Annotated in this window: 22 protein-coding genes and 1 pseudogene; 12 read left to right on the forward strand and 11 right to left on the reverse strand. The window is 70.5% G+C overall.

The features are described from left to right. The first annotated feature begins 61 nt into the window (after nucleotides 1-61). The gene (locus tag AAHZ94_RS13225) at nucleotides 62-259 is read left to right on the forward strand and encodes a DUF397 domain-containing protein (RefSeq protein ID WP_349993044.1); all 198 of its coding nucleotides are present in this window, start codon (nucleotides 62-64) and stop codon (nucleotides 257-259) included. 27 nt (nucleotides 260-286) lie between these two features. Continuing rightward, nucleotides 287-487 (forward strand): DUF397 domain-containing protein, encoded by a 201-nt coding sequence (locus AAHZ94_RS13230; RefSeq protein ID WP_349993045.1) that lies wholly within the window; start codon nucleotides 287-289, stop codon nucleotides 485-487. Between the two features lie 190 nt (nucleotides 488-677). Here AAHZ94_RS13230 and AAHZ94_RS13235 read toward each other — a convergent pair whose 3' ends face one another. Genes AAHZ94_RS13235 through AAHZ94_RS13245 form a run of 3 tightly spaced genes read right to left on the reverse strand, consistent with a single transcriptional unit; the run spans nucleotide 678 to nucleotide 2416 of the window. Next, on the reverse strand, nucleotides 678-1541 hold the full coding sequence (locus AAHZ94_RS13235; RefSeq protein WP_349993046.1) for a helix-turn-helix domain-containing protein: 864 nt from the start codon (nucleotides 1539-1541) through the stop codon (nucleotides 678-680). A gap of 7 nt (nucleotides 1542-1548) precedes the next feature. Continuing rightward, the gene (locus AAHZ94_RS13240; RefSeq protein WP_349993047.1) at nucleotides 1549-2070 is read right to left on the reverse strand and encodes a DUF6879 family protein; all 522 of its coding nucleotides are present in this window, start codon (nucleotides 2068-2070) and stop codon (nucleotides 1549-1551) included. Then, nucleotides 2030-2416, reverse strand: coding sequence for a hypothetical protein (locus AAHZ94_RS13245; RefSeq protein WP_349993048.1), 387 nt, complete (start codon nucleotides 2414-2416; stop codon nucleotides 2030-2032). The genes AAHZ94_RS13240 and AAHZ94_RS13245 overlap by 41 nt, the downstream gene beginning before the upstream one ends. A gap of 426 nt (nucleotides 2417-2842) precedes the next feature. On the opposite strand from AAHZ94_RS13245, the gene AAHZ94_RS13250 reads away from it, so the two are divergent. The 3 genes from AAHZ94_RS13250 (at nucleotide 2843) to AAHZ94_RS13260 (ending at nucleotide 4602) form a co-directional block, all read left to right on the forward strand. Continuing rightward, complete coding sequence (locus AAHZ94_RS13250) at nucleotides 2843-3103, forward strand: DUF397 domain-containing protein (protein WP_349993049.1); 261 nt, start codon at nucleotides 2843-2845, stop codon at nucleotides 3101-3103. Between the two features lie 77 nt (nucleotides 3104-3180). After that, nucleotides 3181-3687, forward strand: a complete 507-nt coding sequence (locus AAHZ94_RS13255; protein ID WP_349993050.1) for a hypothetical protein — start codon at nucleotides 3181-3183, stop codon at nucleotides 3685-3687. A gap of 12 nt (nucleotides 3688-3699) precedes the next feature. Continuing rightward, nucleotides 3700-4602: a JmjC domain-containing protein gene (locus AAHZ94_RS13260; protein ID WP_349993051.1), complete on the forward strand. Its 903-nt coding sequence runs from the start codon at nucleotides 3700-3702 to the stop codon at nucleotides 4600-4602. A 56-nt stretch (nucleotides 4603-4658) separates the two neighbouring features. Here AAHZ94_RS13260 and AAHZ94_RS13265 read toward each other — a convergent pair whose 3' ends face one another. Then, a complete protein-coding gene (locus tag AAHZ94_RS13265; protein ID WP_349993065.1) occupies nucleotides 4659-4850 on the reverse strand; it encodes a hypothetical protein in 192 nt (63 codons plus the stop codon). Between AAHZ94_RS13265 and AAHZ94_RS13270 the strand changes: the two are divergent. From AAHZ94_RS13270 to AAHZ94_RS13285, 4 genes and pseudogenes are all read left to right on the forward strand, one after another. Then, nucleotides 4810-4947: pseudogene (locus tag AAHZ94_RS13270) on the forward strand (NUDIX hydrolase); the annotation flags it as partial. The gene AAHZ94_RS13265 and the pseudogene AAHZ94_RS13270 overlap by 41 nt on opposite strands. Beyond that, the gene (locus AAHZ94_RS13275) at nucleotides 4944-5357 is read left to right on the forward strand and encodes an NUDIX hydrolase (RefSeq protein WP_349993052.1); all 414 of its coding nucleotides are present in this window, start codon (nucleotides 4944-4946) and stop codon (nucleotides 5355-5357) included. The pseudogene AAHZ94_RS13270 and the gene AAHZ94_RS13275, both read left to right, overlap by 4 nt. A 233-nt stretch (nucleotides 5358-5590) precedes the next feature. Continuing rightward, entirely contained in the window at nucleotides 5591-5788 is a 198-nt protein-coding gene (locus tag AAHZ94_RS13280; RefSeq protein WP_349993053.1) for a DUF397 domain-containing protein, read from the forward strand. 27 nt (nucleotides 5789-5815) lie between these two features. Continuing rightward, nucleotides 5816-6016 (forward strand): DUF397 domain-containing protein, encoded by a 201-nt coding sequence (locus AAHZ94_RS13285; protein ID WP_349993054.1) that lies wholly within the window; start codon nucleotides 5816-5818, stop codon nucleotides 6014-6016. A gap of 121 nt (nucleotides 6017-6137) precedes the next feature. Here AAHZ94_RS13285 and AAHZ94_RS13290 read toward each other — a convergent pair whose 3' ends face one another. Beyond that, complete coding sequence (locus AAHZ94_RS13290) at nucleotides 6138-7271, reverse strand: CU044_5270 family protein (protein WP_349993055.1); 1134 nt, start codon at nucleotides 7269-7271, stop codon at nucleotides 6138-6140. Next, nucleotides 7268-7888 (reverse strand): RNA polymerase sigma factor, encoded by a 621-nt coding sequence (locus tag AAHZ94_RS13295; RefSeq protein WP_349993056.1) that lies wholly within the window; start codon nucleotides 7886-7888, stop codon nucleotides 7268-7270. The genes AAHZ94_RS13290 and AAHZ94_RS13295 overlap by 4 nt, the downstream gene beginning before the upstream one ends. Before the next feature lie 122 nt (nucleotides 7889-8010). On the opposite strand from AAHZ94_RS13295, the gene AAHZ94_RS13300 reads away from it, so the two are divergent. Continuing rightward, complete coding sequence (locus tag AAHZ94_RS13300; protein WP_349993064.1) at nucleotides 8011-8370, forward strand: recombinase family protein; 360 nt, start codon at nucleotides 8011-8013, stop codon at nucleotides 8368-8370. Nucleotides 8371-8411: 41 nt separating this feature from the next. On the opposite strand, the gene AAHZ94_RS13305 is transcribed toward AAHZ94_RS13300, so the two are convergent. Next, the gene (locus AAHZ94_RS13305; protein WP_349993057.1) at nucleotides 8412-9293 is read right to left on the reverse strand and encodes an NmrA family NAD(P)-binding protein; all 882 of its coding nucleotides are present in this window, start codon (nucleotides 9291-9293) and stop codon (nucleotides 8412-8414) included. A gap of 697 nt (nucleotides 9294-9990) precedes the next feature. Between AAHZ94_RS13305 and AAHZ94_RS13310 the strand changes: the two genes are divergently transcribed. Then, complete coding sequence (locus tag AAHZ94_RS13310; RefSeq protein ID WP_349993058.1) at nucleotides 9991-10857, forward strand: AraC family transcriptional regulator; 867 nt, start codon at nucleotides 9991-9993, stop codon at nucleotides 10855-10857. A gap of 223 nt (nucleotides 10858-11080) precedes the next feature. Next, nucleotides 11081-11920 (forward strand): DUF899 family protein, encoded by an 840-nt coding sequence (locus AAHZ94_RS13315; RefSeq protein WP_349993059.1) that lies wholly within the window; start codon nucleotides 11081-11083, stop codon nucleotides 11918-11920. A 71-nt stretch (nucleotides 11921-11991) separates the two neighbouring features. On the opposite strand, the gene AAHZ94_RS13320 is transcribed toward AAHZ94_RS13315, so the two are convergent. The 4 genes from AAHZ94_RS13320 to AAHZ94_RS13335 form a co-directional block, all read right to left on the reverse strand. Further along, complete coding sequence (locus tag AAHZ94_RS13320; protein ID WP_349993060.1) at nucleotides 11992-12378, reverse strand: hypothetical protein; 387 nt, start codon at nucleotides 12376-12378, stop codon at nucleotides 11992-11994. A 269-nt stretch (nucleotides 12379-12647) separates the two neighbouring features. Then, complete coding sequence (cseC, locus tag AAHZ94_RS13325) at nucleotides 12648-13943, reverse strand: two-component system sensor histidine kinase CseC (RefSeq protein WP_349993061.1); 1296 nt, start codon at nucleotides 13941-13943, stop codon at nucleotides 12648-12650. Between the two features lies 1 nt (nucleotide 13944). Further along, the gene (gene cseB / locus AAHZ94_RS13330; RefSeq protein ID WP_349993062.1) at nucleotides 13945-14658 is read right to left on the reverse strand and encodes a two-component system response regulator CseB; all 714 of its coding nucleotides are present in this window, start codon (nucleotides 14656-14658) and stop codon (nucleotides 13945-13947) included. Nucleotides 14659-14666: 8 nt separating this feature from the next. After that, the coding region (locus AAHZ94_RS13335) for a hypothetical protein (RefSeq protein WP_349993063.1) at nucleotides 14667-15194 on the reverse strand (528 nt) is incomplete at its 5' end.

Below are 15194 nucleotides of genomic sequence, written 5' to 3' on the forward strand. Positions count from 1 at the left end.
CCTAGCCCGGCTCCCCTGCGTTGCCGCACGGTGGAAGGAACCGACCCGGAAGGTTGCGCCCATGACCGAACAGTGGACCAAGTCCAGCTACAGCGGCGGCCAAGGCAACTGCATCGAATGGGCGCCCAGCCGCACCGCAACCACCGACGTCGTCCCCGTCCGCGACAGCAAACACCCCCACGGCCCCGCCCTCCACTTCGACACGGCCGCCTGGACCACCTTCATCACGAACGTCAAGGCCGGCAACTTCACCGCCTGATCACACCACCACCGAGGAGTTCTCGTCATGACAGAACAGGCATGGGTGAAGTCGTCCTACAGCGGCGGCCAAGGCGAGTGCGTTGAGTGGGCCCCCAACCTCACCGCTGCCACCGCCACCGTCCCGGTCCGCGACAGCAAGGACCCGCACGGCCCCGCCCTCCACTTCGACACGGCGGCCTGGACCGCCTTCGTCACGGACATCAAGGCCGGCAACTTCACCGCCTGACCCATCCCGTACGCCAGAGCCCCCGCCCCGCGCAGACCCATCGCACGAGCGGGGGCTATGGCGTGTCCGGGCCGGAGGGGGAGCCGTACAGACCGAGGGTTGAGGTGCTTGGCGTGCATCGAGGCCGACCCCTTCACTCGATGCTCGTATCCGACTTCGTGCAGGCGCTGGTGTGTGCCAATTGGGGTCCTCATTCACGGCTTCTCCTCCCCAAGCACCCAAAGTGCCCAATAGCCCTCAAAATGAGCTCCCTCGCGGCTTGCCCGTAGACGGCAGAATGCCGATGAAACTCGAATGCCTTCCGGTACTGCTCGACTTCCCTTGGCTGCGTCACTGACATCTCGGCGGAGTAGGTCTCCACCATCACGAACTTGTCGTCGAACATCGAGAAGGCATGTCCGATCCAGAGGGCAAGGGGCGCGGAGCGAGGGACAATGCCCAGGCTGAGTCGGGGAAGCGCCTGTACGGCCAACAACCGGTCGAGCTGAGCCCTCATGACCTCCGAACCGCCATGATTCGAGTAGAGGGCCTGCTCGCCAAGGAGCACGTTGAAGATTCGGTCGCCCTTGTAGAGGTACGACTGTCGTTCGAGGCGCTTGGCCACGGCAGCTTGCGTGTCGGCTGGTGACTCGTAGAAGTCCGCCACCTGCTCGAAGATGACCTCCGCGTAGGCGGCCGTCTGGATGGTGCCCCAGATCGTGGAAGGGTCCCAGATCCTGAACACCTTGGTCCTCTGGTAGAGCGGCAGCGACTTCTTCTGTCGGCTCTCAGTCCCCTCCTGGAGCTGCCGGCGCCACTCCATCCACAGCTCGTCTATGTGTCGGACTGTGGCGACGAGATCCGAGATCTCGGCCGAGCGACCGGTCTTCTCGCACCAGACCCGGATGTCGTTCTCGCTCGCGTTCTGCTTGCCGTTCTCGATGCGAGAGACCTTCGACTCCTGCCAGCCGGTGACAGCGGCGAAGGCCCGGCCACTGGTGAATCCCGCGTCCTTACGGAATCCGCGCAGCCGGGCGCCCAACGCCTCGCGGGTCTCCTGTGCCTGGTTATTCACTGCTCGGTCAGGGCTTGTATCCGGAGTGCTGGATTGCAGAATCCCAGAGGAGGTCCCGCAGACGGACGCATTCGGCGACCGTGTCGGGATCGTCCATCACTTCGGAGCCGAGGACCCGCCCGTTCTGGTCGAAGTGCCCGACCGCCAGCAGCTTGTCATCGAAGAGCCACCAGTCGTTGCCCGCGGCTGGAAAGACCAGCCCTTCGGGCAGCTTGTGGCGCGGCAGCCAGCGGATCTGCTCGCCAGCCTCCTCGTTGAGCGGAGTCCCCTCGTGCTCCCAGCGGATGTACGGAGTGTGCGGCTCAGTCACGACGCGGACCCGCCGCACCGTCTTGCCCTCCTGGGTGAGCCCTCGAACCATCGACAGCCACGAGTCCATGAAGGCGTTGTCGACCACTCCCGCGAGCCACTTCTCGTACGGCCCGTCCTCCAAAGGCACTGAATAGTCGTCCCTCAGCTCCAGGTGGAAGGCATCGCGCGCGACAGCCTCAATGAGCCGGTTGCGCTCGGCGCTGGAGATCAGCTCCACGTGGTTCCTCCAGTAGGGCTGTGATCGCGGCCTTGGGGACCTCGACCACGGTCTCGTAGTCCGGAATCGACATCTGGGACAGCGCCTCGGGATCGGTCACCTCCCGGCCCTGCACAACGTACGTACCACCCGGCGTGAGGGCCATGAGCGGGTCCTCACGGCGCCTGAACCCGCTAGCGGGAAGACCGTCCTTCTCCAGGTGTTTGAAAAGCTCGACGGGAACCTCGACAGCCGTCATGCCCTCAGGGATGTCGAGACTCATTCGCGGGTCATCAAGAATGATCTTCCATCCCTGAACGAGGTAACTGTCCCGGTCGGTGGCGTAGAGCGTCGGGCAGTCGCCCACTTTGGAGTCCTTACCAAGGAACCGTAAGCTTCATGGCTGTTCTCCTATCGTCCGCCTTGCGCAAGATTGCGCGACACACCGATCGTCGATGGGGCGTTCGACGCCGTCAATCGGGTTGCTGCAAACTCGCGCAATCTTCTTGGGAGTTGGTTGCCAGCCGCTCTACGTTCGTTCCGAACCGAGCAGCAAGGAAGCCACGAACTGTGCGCCCCCAAGGGGAGATGTGTGGTGTCCGCCGCGATCGAGAGTCCCGAGACACCGGTCGCCCCCCAGGGGCCACTCGTCTGCCCGCCCTTTTCGGCAAACCCTCGCGGGCGGGAACAAGATCCCACCCCTGGCCGAGTCAGTACCCATAAGGAAGGACAGGTCAGGTCGGGGTGGGTTGCACGTAGACGACGGCGCGGAGAACGACTCTCCGCACAGCACATGCGCAAGGAGGACTACCCCGTGCAGAACCTCTACACCCTCCCTGCCGTCCCGGACGGCGAGTTCGAGAACTTCTGCGGTGGCAACCTCAACGGCGAGCACGAGACGTGCATCGACGTTGCGGCGGTCCCTGGTGCCGTGGAGGCGTTCGAGCTGCGTGACTCCAAGCCCGAGGGCGCCGGCCAGAGCATGCGCGTCACGGCGGCCGAGGTCGACGACTTCGTCGTCGGCTGGGCCAAGAAACGGGGTCTGGCGCTCTAACCTGGCGTCTTCCCATCCAGGACAGAAGGGGCTGCCTTTCTCCGGCGGGGCGGTCCCTAACCTCCAGAAGGGCACACATGAGCTGGTCAGGGCACTGGCACGGGTACGGACCGTGGATCGGACCATCCGCGGTGTACGGCAAGGAGGGCGGCCGGCGGCCTCCACATCCCAACGGGCCGCCCGCTGTGCTGGACCCCGAGGACAAGAAGCAGCAGGCGGTCCTCGATCGGTACCGCGAAGCTGCTGCCGAGTTCTCGTCGGGCAACGTGCCACCCACCATGACCGGCCGGTGGCTCATGAAGAAGAACCAGGTCTCCGCAGATCGGACCTGGACTGATGTGGGCATGGCCCTCGCGTGGCTGACGACGAGGTACGAGCAGAACCCCCCGTTCGTACGCTCGGACGGCCTCCAGACGTATTGCGGCCTCGATGACAAGTTGGCGTACACCACCGACGTGCTGCCCCGCGGTGTCGACGTGAGCTGGGTGTACTACCTGCCGTCCGAGCGCCTGATCTCCTTCTCCGTCGTGTGCTGCCCGAACCGGTTCCACCCCGAGGTCACCTGCCCTCTCCCGCCGCCGTAAGGAGTCGACGCCATGTCGCTGCGCCTCTTGCTCCCCGAGGAGGGTGCAACCGAACTGCTGGCCTCGTGGCCAGGCGAGCCCCGGGTCTTCGAGCGCGGTACCCCGTCACTGGACGCGACGGTCACCGCGGAGTCGATCCGCGGCTACCTCTATACGGGATGCGTCCCGGCCCACGAGATCGCGGCCGTCAAGGCACCCAGTCCGTCCCTGAGCCAGAACGCGTACATGACGGACGGCCGGACGGACCGCGCGAAGCTCGCCCGGCTGTACGAGCGTGGATACACGATCCGCCTCGGCAACCTGCAACGCGTCGTGCCGGCCCTGACGCAGATCTCTGAGGCAATCCAGACGGAGACGGGATACTCCAACTACATCCACGCCTTCTTGACCCCACCCGGCGGGCAGGGCCTCCGCCACCACTGGGACCAGCAGATGGCGGTGATCGTCCAGATCGCAGGGACGAAGCGCTGGCAGCTCTGGCAGCCTCCGGTCGAGGCACCCATGCGCGAGTACAACGAGAGCTTCCGCGTGTGGAAGGACGAGTACCTACCGGCGTGGGAGGCGGCCGGCCCAGACGTGGAGGTCGACCTCAAGGCCGGCCAGTCGCTCTTGCTTCCGCGCGGGTGGGTCCACAACCCTCGCGTCGTAGCTGCCGAAGAGCACAGCATCCACCTGACCTTCGCGATCAGGGAGCGCACGCAGTTGTGGCTCGCGGAGAAGCTGCTCGCCGGTGCCATCTCTCGGAAGGAGTTCCGCAGGATCATCCTCCCCCGTCAGTTGGGCGGGGAGGGCCTGGTGGAACAGCTCGGCGAAGCGCGGGAAGCTCTGGTGAAGTACGTACAGGGTCTCGACCTGTCCGAGGTCGCGCCGAGCGTCATCAAGGATGCGCTGACGGAGCTGGAGTACAAGACCTGAGTGAATGAATGATTGCTGGCCACCCCCTCCGGGCCCCGGAGGGGGATCGTCTCCGTTCAGACCGCGGAGGCCGTCAGCCCAGTGCCGGCTTCCTTGACGGCCCCGCCCTCCACTTCGACACGGCGGCCTGGACCGTCTTCACCACCAGCATCAAAGCCGGTCACTTCGGCGCCTGACCACAGCCCGTACGACAGAACCCCGCCAGCACTGGCCGGCGAAGCCGCCAACAGGGACACCGTCGAGGACATCGACGTCATGTGGGTGCCCAGAAACGCGGTGCCCCGCTTCATCTCCGTCGATACGATCTTTCCACCCGTCCTGGCCGTCCTGGAGGAGGAGACGTGACGCAGCAGCCCACGGACGAACAGCCTGGGGTCGCCGCCGCCATCATCGTTCACGAAGGCCGTGTGCTCATGGTCCGCCGGCGGGTGAGTGAGGGGGAGCTCTCCTGGCAGTTCCCTGCCGGCAAGGTCGAGCCAGGCGAACGGCGTGAGGCCGCCGCCGTGCGGGAGACCCGGGAGGAGACGGGGCTGACCGTGGAGGCGGTCAAGCTGCTCGGTGAGCGCGTGCACCCCAAGACCGGCCGACGAATGTCGTACACCGCCTGCCGCATTCTGGGCGGCACGGCTCACATCGCCGATGCCGAGGAGTTGGCCGAGCTCGCCTGGGTTGCCCACGGCGAGATCCCGGAGTACGTGCCGTACGGGCTGTTCGAGCCGGTCCAGGACTACCTTGACGGGGCCCTATCCGCGTAGGCCGCGCCGGGTCCCAGCGGGGCGCTACCCGCTCGGCTGGGGTACGGCGCCGACTCACCCCGTACGCCCGAGCCCCCGCCCCGCGCAGCCCCATCGCACGAGCGGGGGCTCTGGCGTGCCTGGACCTGGACCGGGGCCGAGGAAAAGCCGCACAGGCGTGGCTAGTTGGCGCCCTAGCCCGGCTCCCCTGCGTTGCCGCACGGTGGAAGGAACCGACCCGGAAGGTTGCGCCCATGACCGAACAGTGGATCAAGTCCAGCTACAGCGGTGGCCAAGGCAACTGCATCGAGTGGGCGCCCAGCCGTGCCGCAACCACCGACGTCGTCCCCGTCCGCGACAGCAAACACCCCCACGGCCCGGCCCTCCACTTCGACACGGCGGCCTGGACCACCTTCATCACGAACGTCAAGGCCGGCAACCTCAGCGCCTGATCACACCACCACCGAGGAGTTCTCGTCATGACGGAACAGGTATGGGTGAAGTCGTCCTACAGCGGCGGCCAAGGCGAGTGCGTTGAGTGGGCCCCCAACCGCGCCACAGCGACCGGCATCGTCCCCATCCGCGACAGCAAGAGCCCCCACGGCCCAGCCCTCCACTTCAACACCGCGGCCTGGACCGCCTTCACCACCAGCATCAAGACCGGCAACTTCACCACCTGACCCATCCCGCACGCCGAAGATCCTGAACACCTTGGCCCGCTGGTAGAGCGGCAGGGACTTCGGTCCCTGTGCCCGCCTGCCACTTTGCTGGGCGGGCGGGCACCGGGACCGGTGTCGAAGGTCAGGTGGCTGTACCAGGAGAAGGCTTCTGGCCGGCCTTGTCGACGACGGCGCGTTCGGTCACGGCGGTGCTGACGAGGATGCGTCCGGCTTTGCCACCGGCGCTGTCGTCGTTGACGAGGACGGTCCGCTCACCGAGGTAGGTGAGCTTGTCCTTGTCGAAGATCCATTCGGTGCGCCGGTTGCCGCGGTCCTGGCTGACGGCCACGCCGTGCCGGCCGGACGCGTCCACGGCGTCGTCCACGACGTTCACCCCGGGGATCTTGGCCGCGGCCTTGTAGAGTGCCGCCCCGATCTGCGGGGGCATCAGGGACTCGCGCAGCGCGTCGCCGATCGTCTGGAACGCTTCCTGGTCGGGGTTGAGGTTCTTGTCCACGCCGGTGTTCTGGGCGTAGACGGCTGTCAGCAGGGCGTCGGGGTCGGTGGGCAGGGAGGCCAGGTACGTGTAGGTGGGCAGCTGGAGGGAGGGCTCGGTGTTCTTGCCGAGGTTGACGCCTCCCTCACCGGGCCGGAAGCCCGAGCTGAGGGGCTCGGTGAGGAGACCGTCGCGGCTGCCGTTGACGGAGAACCATGCCTGTCGGGGGTGGGTGGTCCCGGTGCCGTCGCCGTTGTACTGGGCCTTGGCGCCGTCGCCGTCGGCGCCGATCTTCTTGCTCGCGCCGTAGACCTGGCTGGCGATGTAGATGTACTGGTCGTCACGGGCCTGCGGGACAGAGGTGCTGGCGGCGACGGCGGCGATGCGGGTCAGCAACTGGACGGCCTGGGGTGACGCGCCGCCGGGCCCGCGCTCGCTCACCGAGCCGCCCGGAGCACTGGCCGCCTGAGGGACCGTGGTCGGGGCATCGGAACCGACGGCGGCCACCGCGATGACCGCAGCCATCGCCCCCGCGGCCAGCGACGCCCCGATGACCAGTCGGCGCCGGGGACGGCCGGGGGCAGCCGCGTCGACCAAGCGCCGGCGCAGTCCGCCTGGCTGGTGGGAGGTGTGGGTGGTGTCCTGGTCGATCCGTCGCATGAGGAGTTCCTTGTGGTGGAGGTAGCGGCCCGGCGGCAGGTCCCGTTCGGCCGGGGCCGGCAGCAGCCGGGCCGTCTCCTCGCGCTCGGCCTGTGCGGGCCGGTACGGGGTGGCGTTCATCGGGTTCCCTCCTGAACGGACAGGGCCGCGAACGCGGCCTCACTCTCTACCTCTCCGCGCCCCGGGCGCGGTTCCCGCTCTTCTTCGGCCAGTTGCCGGTCGGTCAGGTCCCGCAGCCTGACCCGGGCGCGCGACAGGCGTGAGCGCACAGTGCCCACCGGTACCCCCAGCGCGTCAGCGGCCTGCTGGTAGTCCAACCCCGACCACACGCACAGCGCCAGCACCTCCCTCTCCCGACGGCGCAGGCCCCGCACCGCCCGGTGAACCGCGTCCAGGCGACGGGCGTCGTCGATCCGCCCGGCCGCCTCGTCCGCGAAGTCCTCCACCGGCTCCGGGGCGGGCACCCGGGCCAGGAAGGCGAAACGCCGACGGACACCGCGTCTGGCGTTGTGCGCCTTGTTCGTCGCGATCCCCAGCAGCCACGGCCGCAGCGATCCCCCCTCCTCTCCGACCTTCTCCCTCGTCCGCCAGGCGTCCAGGAACGTCGCCGACATGACGTCCTCGGCCACCGACCAGTCGCCGGTCAGCCGGAAGGCATGGTTGTACACCGCCTTCGCATACTGCTCATAGAGCTCGCCGAACGCCTCGCGATCGCCCGCGCGTATCCGCTCCCGCATCCCATCTCCTCACTCACGCCCGCACCGGGCCGTATCACCTTCTCTCTCCGCACACCCAGCGAAGTTCCCAGAACGGCAGCAAGAAGCTGAGAAAAAGCCCATAGCGCAGCACGATCGGGCACCTGCCCGCAGCACCCCGGGGGGGCCGGCTCGTCTTCCACGTCTTCGCCACCCTCGCCGAGTTCATCCGCGAGCTGATCGTCTCCGGCACCCGCGAAGGCCTGGACGCCGCCCGCACCCGCGGCAACGTCGGCGGCCGGCCCACCGTCGCCACCCCCGAGATCATCCGGGCCGCCCGCACCCTGTTGCCCCATCCCGAGCAGTCGATCACCTCGATCGCCAAGCTCCTCAACGTCAGCCCCGGCACCCTCTACCACCACATCCCCGACCTTCAGGAGGTGCGGGCGGCCGGCCGACCCGCGCACTCAGCAGGTTGCAGAAGGTCACATCGGCTACAGAGAGCACTTGTCACTTCGCCGTAGCTATGCGAGCTCAGGGCCGTACAGGTGGGCCGAGCGGCGAGCTACCCCGCCGCCCCCTCCCGCAAGTGCCGGTAGCTGCCCGGGTGTTCGCGGAGGTAGTCCGCGAAGGACTGGGCCGGGTGGCCCGACAGGCGGGGGACCGTGTCCGAGACGAAGCTCATCTCGTTGGCGGCGATCGCCTCGTACGAGCTGACCCAGCCGGCCAGTTCCCAGGCCGCCGCGTCGTAGCCGGCGCGGGACGCGTACGCCTCGTCCTGGGTTTCGGCGTGGTACGTGATCGCGCGGCCGGTGGCGCGGCTGAGGTGGTCGGCGATCTCGGTGAGTGAGAGGGCCGCCGGGCCCGTCACGTCGTACGTGGCGCCGTCGTGGGCGCCGTCCGCGGTGAGGACGGCCGTGGCGACGTCGGCGACGTCCTCGTGGGCGACGGCCGCGACCCGGCCCCGGCCGCCGGGGCCGCGCAGTACCCCGTCCGCGCCGGTCATCGCGGGGAACGCGGCCAGGTAGAAGCTGTCCCGCAGGAACGTGAACGGCAGGCCCAGGCCGCGGATGTGGCGCTCGGTGTGCCAGTGGTCGCGGGCGAAGGTGAACGTCGCGTCCGGCGCGGCGCCCTGGAAGGACACGTACACGATCCGCTGCACCCCGGCCGCCACCGCCGCGTCCACGGCTGTGATGTGTTCGCGCACCCGGTCCGCGCTCTCCCGCGCCGACACCAGGAACAGCGTGTCCGCGCCGGTCAGCGCCGCGCGCATGGCCGGGCCATCGCCGTACTCGGCGGCCGGCGCGGCGAGCGCCCCGGGCAGTTCGGGCAGCTTCGACGGGTCGCGGCACAGCAGGCGCTGGCCGACGCCGGCCGCGGCGAGCCGGCGCGCCACGAGCCCGCCGATCCGGCCGGTCGCTCCGCTGACGGCGATGACTGGGGCCATGGGTGGGGGTCCTCTCTTCGTGACTTCGTGTCTTCGTGACTTCGTGACTTCGTGCTTGCTGTCTGTTGTCGCTGTTCGGACTCGTTGCCGTGCTGTCCTGTGCTGATCTGTGCCGTGGGGGCGTGCGCCGTTGGAGCACTGGTGTGCCGGGCCCGTATCGCTACGGACCCGCCCGCACCACTGCCCGCCGCCGCGCCACCGCGCGCCCGCCTTACGGACCACACACCCGCCGTACGAGCCGCGCACCGTGAGGCCCATGGTGCGGGTGGTGAGTGCCCAGTGTGCGCACCCCCGCGCGCGTGGCGCGAACGCGGCGCGGGCCCGGCGGCGCGGTGGCCGGCGCGCGCCGCTCGGACGGGGCTCGCGGCGCGGTCACGTTTCAGGCTGAGCCGAAACGTATGACTCCGCGCACCGGCGCTGGTCACCATGGGCGGCGCGCCGGCCGCACCCGGCAGGGCGCGCCGGCCCCGGCCCCACCGCGGTGACCCCGCGCCCTGGCCCCGGCCGGGCCCGGCCCCGGAACCGCTCCTGCCGTAGGCACCCCTTCGTACGCGCCCCCTTCGTACGCGCTCAGGTCCCGGCCCGAGGCCGGGCCGCAGCCCGGTCGCCCGTTCGTGGCCCCGGCCCCCGGCTCCGCACCCCGGTCCCCCACTGCCCCGCCCGCCGCTCGGTCGCGGGGCTTCGTCCAGGGAGGAACATGATCCACATCCGGCAACACGGCGACGCACTCCCCCACGACCAGCAGGAGGAAGGACGGCGAGGGGCGGTGGGCCAGACCGCGGGCACGGCGGGCCAGACCGCGGACCCGGCGGGACGGGTCGGTGGCGGGAGCCAGACCGGAGGCGAGAGCCAGGCCGGAGGCGAGAGCCAGGCCGCGGGCGAAGGTCAGACCACAGGCGCAGGCCAGACCGGTGGCGCGAGCCAGACCAGCATCGCCGTGCGGCTGCCGCGCGCAGTGCTGCCCTCGCCTGCGGCCGAGCGGCGGCTCGAACAGGTGCTGGCCCGCTCGCTGCCCGCGGCCTCCGGGTTCGGCGGGCTGCTCAACACCTTCCTGCACGGCGTGGTCGGGCAGGCGGCCCACCTGGACGAGGCGCAGGCGCACCGGCTCGGCGTGGCCACCATCGAACTCGTCACCGCCTTCCTCGCCCAACACGCCGACGGGGGCGCGCCGGTCCCGCCGGAGATGCGCCGCGGGCTGACGCTGGCCCGCATCGACGCGTACATCCACGAGAACCTGGCCGACCCGGAGCTGACGCCCGCGGCCATCGCCGCCCACCACCACATCTCGGTGCGCTCGCTGCACGCGCTCTTCCACCGGCGCGGCCGGACCGTCGCCGCCACCATCCGCCATCTGCGCCTGGAGCGCTGCCGGGCCGCGCTGGCCGATCCGCAGTGGAGTGCGGTGCCGGTCCGCGCCATCGCCGCCCGCTGGGGCTACTCGGACGCGACCGTCTTCAGCCGCGCGTTCCGCACCGCGTACGGGCTGCCGCCCCACACCTACCGGCGTACGGTCGCCGAAGCGGAACATCCAGCGAGCGGCCGGGCACCGCTCGACCACATCTGACGGCTCGCCATTCCTTGCTGGTCAGGGCCTCTTCGCGGCGACTCGAACCGCCAACGAGACTGGCAGTAAGCGGAGTTCGATCTCCGCGCGTCAGGGCTCGACTGTCAGTGGTCCGTGCGAAGGTGCCACGTACGGATGCCGGTGGACGGTGTCGGTACGGGCACGGCGTCGTGCGGGGCGCCGCGCCGCGCCCGTGCCAGGACGACTGCGGGAGGACAGCATCATGACCAGTACGCCGAACACACCGGAGCCGGCTGCGGCCCCGGATGGGGCGGGTGGGCCGGCCGCACCAGGTGCGCAGGGCGGCGCGCTGCCCGGTCGGCCGCCCGTCGTCGACCTGGCGACCTGGCAGGCGGCCAGGGACGAACTGCTGGTCCGGGAGAAGGCGCACACCCGGGAGGGCGATGCGATCGCCGCTGCGGTGCGGCGGCTGCCGATGGTGGAGTTCGACGGGACGGTGGAGGTCGGCGGGCCGACCGGGCCGGTGCCGTTCATCGAGCTGTTCCAGGGCCGCGACGAACTGATGGTCTACAAGCACATGTGGTACGAGGGCGCGCCGCACCAGGGCCAGTGCGAGGGCTGCACCACCACGGCCTGGCACCTGCGGGACACCAGCTACCTGGCGGCGCGCGGCGTCTCGTTCGCGGTGCTGACCACGGGGCTGCCGGCGGAGGTGGCCGAGTACGTCGCGTTCATGGGCTACACCCAGCCCTGGTACTCGGTGCGCGACCTGGCCGCGCCGATCGGCGCGGACATGGGGCCCCTCACGTGCTACCTGCGCGACGGCGACCGCACCTTCCTCACGTACTCGACCACCGCCCGCGGCAACGAGCCGGCCAACAGCTCGCTCGCGCTGCTCGACCGGACGCCGTACGGCCGCGGCGAGGCGTGGGAGGAGAAGCCGGCGGGCTGGCCCGCGGGGCACCACGCGTGCTGGTACTGGCGCACGGCCGCGGACACCACTGCCACCTGGGGCCCGACCAGCCGCCCGACCCCGCAGTGGACCCGCCCCGGCGCGACCCCCGAGGAAACCCTCGGGCGGGAGCTGGGCGAGTACCACTGAGGGGCTGTGCGTAACGGCGCCGCCAAGGTCACCGCGGGAGGCCGCAGGAGGCCGCGACGGCTCAGCTCAGGTCAGCAGTGCTTCTTCGCGCCGCCGTCATCGAGGTAGGCCGCGCTGAACCAGCCCTCCTTGTTGGTGCCCTCGATGCGCGCCCAGGTCCAGTGGTTCTTGCCGTCCACGACGGTGCCGGTGGTCCAGCAGTGGTACCAGAGCTTGACGCCGCGGTTGACCGATCCCCAGTTCGTACAGCTTCGGTACGGGCCCGAGCGGCGGGCCGTCTTGGCGGTGGTCTTGCCCGAGCCGCCGTCGTTGTTGTGGTGCGCGGTGGCGCAGGCGAAGGACGTCCCGGGGGCCGTGGGCCCCGGCTCGGCCCGCGCCGCGGCGGCCTGGGCCGGTACGGCGAGCGAGGCGGCGAGGAGCGTCCCCGACAGGGCTGCAACACGGAGAGCGGAGCTCATGCGCATGGTGCCGAATCCTTTCGAACTGGGCTGATGCCAGATGGACTTGCCCGACGAAGGTCACCATCGCAGCGCGGCTCGACCGTCGTCATTGACGTTCCGTGCCGGCATCCTTGGCAATGCGTGCAGCGGATCGGGGCCACGGGGGCGCTCCCGCCGCGGCTCGGTCCGCCGCCCCGCTCCACCCGGCCCGGCCCGCACGGCCCGCCCCCCGCCCCAGAGCAGCCCCGCCCAGCCGCCCGCTCAGCCCCCGCTCAGTCCGGCACCCCTCAGTCCGGCACCTCGATGATCGGGAAGCTGCCGGTGTTCGTGGGGGCCGAGTCCGGGAGCCAGAGGACGGCCACCGCGCCCTCGCGGCCCTCCGCGGTGGGCTCCGCGTTGCGGAAGGTGAGCCGGGCGCCGAGGACGCGGGCCTGGCCGACCGCGATGGTGAGGCCGAGGCCGTGGCCCTTGCCGCGGTCGCTGGCGCCGGTGCGGAAGCGGCTCGGGCCGTCCTTGAGCAGCGCCTCGGGGAAGCCGGGGCCGTGGTCGCGGACCCGGATCATCCGGCCCTCCACGGTCACCTCGAACGGCGGCTTGCCGTGGTTGGCCGCGTTGGCGAGCAGATTGCCGATGATCCGCTCAAGCCGGCGCGGGTCGGTGCTCACGTACGCGTCCCGGACGACCGTGATCTGCGCCTCGGGCGCCGCCAGCCGCACCCGGCGGGAGACGAACTCGCCGAGCGCCACGTCGTCCAGCTCGGCGCGCTCCGCGAACCCGTCGAGCCTGGCCACCTCCAGCACGTCTTCGACCAGCGTGCGCATCGCCTGGGCCCGGTCCCGCACCAGCTCGGTCGGGCGGCCCGGCGGCAGCAGTTCGGCCGCGGTGAGCAGGCCGGTGACGGGGGTGCGCAGCTCGTGCGCGATGTCGGCGGTGACCCGGCGTTCGGCCTCCAGGCGCTGGCGCAGCGCATCGGCCATGCCGTCGATCGCCCGGGCCAGTTCGTCGGTCTCGTCCCGGACCCGGCCGCCGATCTGTTCGCGTACCCGCACCTCGCTGTCGCCCTCGGCGACCTTGCGGGCCGCAGCCGCCGCCCTGCGGAGCCGGCGGGAGAGCTGGTCACCGATGAGGACGCCGAGCGCGACGCCGCCGAGCACCACCGCGAGCGAGCCGACGACCAGCACCCGGTCCAGGTCGTCCAGGACCGCGAACCGGTCCTTGAACTGGCCGTGCACCGACAGCACCTGGCCGTTGCTGATCGGCACCGAGGCCCACACCTCGGGCGCGCCCGACCCGTTGTCCTGGAGGTAGGTGGCGCGCAGCCCGCGCGCGGCCTCGTCCTTGAGCTGCTGCGGCAGCTTCGGGTCGTCCAGTTCGGCCTGGAACAGCAGCCGCCGGGTCGACTCGTAGTAGCGCTGCGCGACCTGCACCCGGTCGTCCATCACGTCGCGGCTGTTGTCCAGCATGGAGGCGCGGGCCGCGTTGTGCACGACGAGGCTGAGCGAGGTGGCGATGAGGGCGCCGACGCAGGCGATGGCCAGGCTGACCTTCCAGCGCAGCCCGGTACGGAAGGCGAGCCTGACCACGTCAGCCCTTGAGCTTGTAGCCGAAACCGCGGACGGTCTCGATCCGGTCCTGCCCGATCTTGCCGCGCAGCCGCTGCACGTGGACGTCCACGACGCGGGTGTCGCCGCCCCAGCCGTAGTCCCACACGCGCTCAAGGAGCCGGTCGCGGGAGAGCACGGTGCCGGGCGCGGCGGAGAATTCGAGGAGCAGCCGCATCTCGGTGGGCGTCAGCGCCACCGGGGCGCCGGCCTTGCGGACCTCCATGCCCTCCGGGTCGACCTCCAGGTCGCCGAAGCGCAGCGGCCCGTCGCTGCCGGGCGCCTCGCCCGCGGCCGGTGCCGCCGGCGTGCCGCCGGGGCCGCTGGCGTGGCCGAAGCGGCGCAGTACGGCGCGGATGCGGGCGACCAGGACGGCCCCGTCGAACGGCTTGGTCACGTAGTCGTCGGCGCCGGCTTCGAGGCCGAGCACCACGTCGATGGAGTCGGCGCGCGCCGAGAGCATGATCACCGGGACGGTGGACTCGTCGCGGATGCGCCGGCACAGGCTCACCCCGTCCAGGCCCGGCAGCATCACGTCGAGCAGGGCGATGTCCGGCCGGTTGGCGCGGAACCGCTCCAGGCCGGTCAGCCCGTCGGGGGCCGCAGTGACCATGAACCCGTCCCGCTCCAGGGCGAGCTGGGTGGCCTCACGGATCACGTCGTCGTCCTCGACGAAGAGGACATGGGTTTCCGCCACGGGCGCCGTCAGCCTTCCGTTCCGTCGTCACTGGGCAACGCGTCCTCGTCCACGGTCTTGCTGAAGTCCGTGTGCGTCCGCCCGGTCTCGATGAAGCGCCCGGACGACCAGCGGTAGTGGATCACGTCTTCGCCCGACGGGCAGCACACCGCGTCGCCCGAGTCGTAGACCTGCTGGGTGACGCGCAGCTCGTTCTTCTCGATGGTGGTGAACACCGGGGCCTGCTCGGACCTGAAGACGTTGGTGTAGTCCTTGTCCTTGCCGGCCTTGCGATACACGTACGAGCCGATGCCCAGGCCGTCGCCGCAGGTCATCACGTTGACGACGACATCGGCCGTGGCGGCGCCGGTCAGCTCCGCGTAGCTGACCTCGACCGGGTACTCGTCCTTCACACAGGGCTTGAGGTTCTCCCTGATCTCCCGGTCGACCTCCGGGTCGCGGGGGGTGAGCGCGCCCCCCGCCCCCCGGTGGGGCGGGGGGGGGGGGGGGGGGGGGGTGGGGGGGGGGGGGGGGGGGGGGGGGGCCGCCGCGGGGGG

This window comes from Streptomyces sp. HSW2009, assembly GCF_040240285.1.
Taxonomy (GTDB): Bacteria; Actinomycetota; Actinomycetes; order Streptomycetales; family Streptomycetaceae; genus Streptomyces.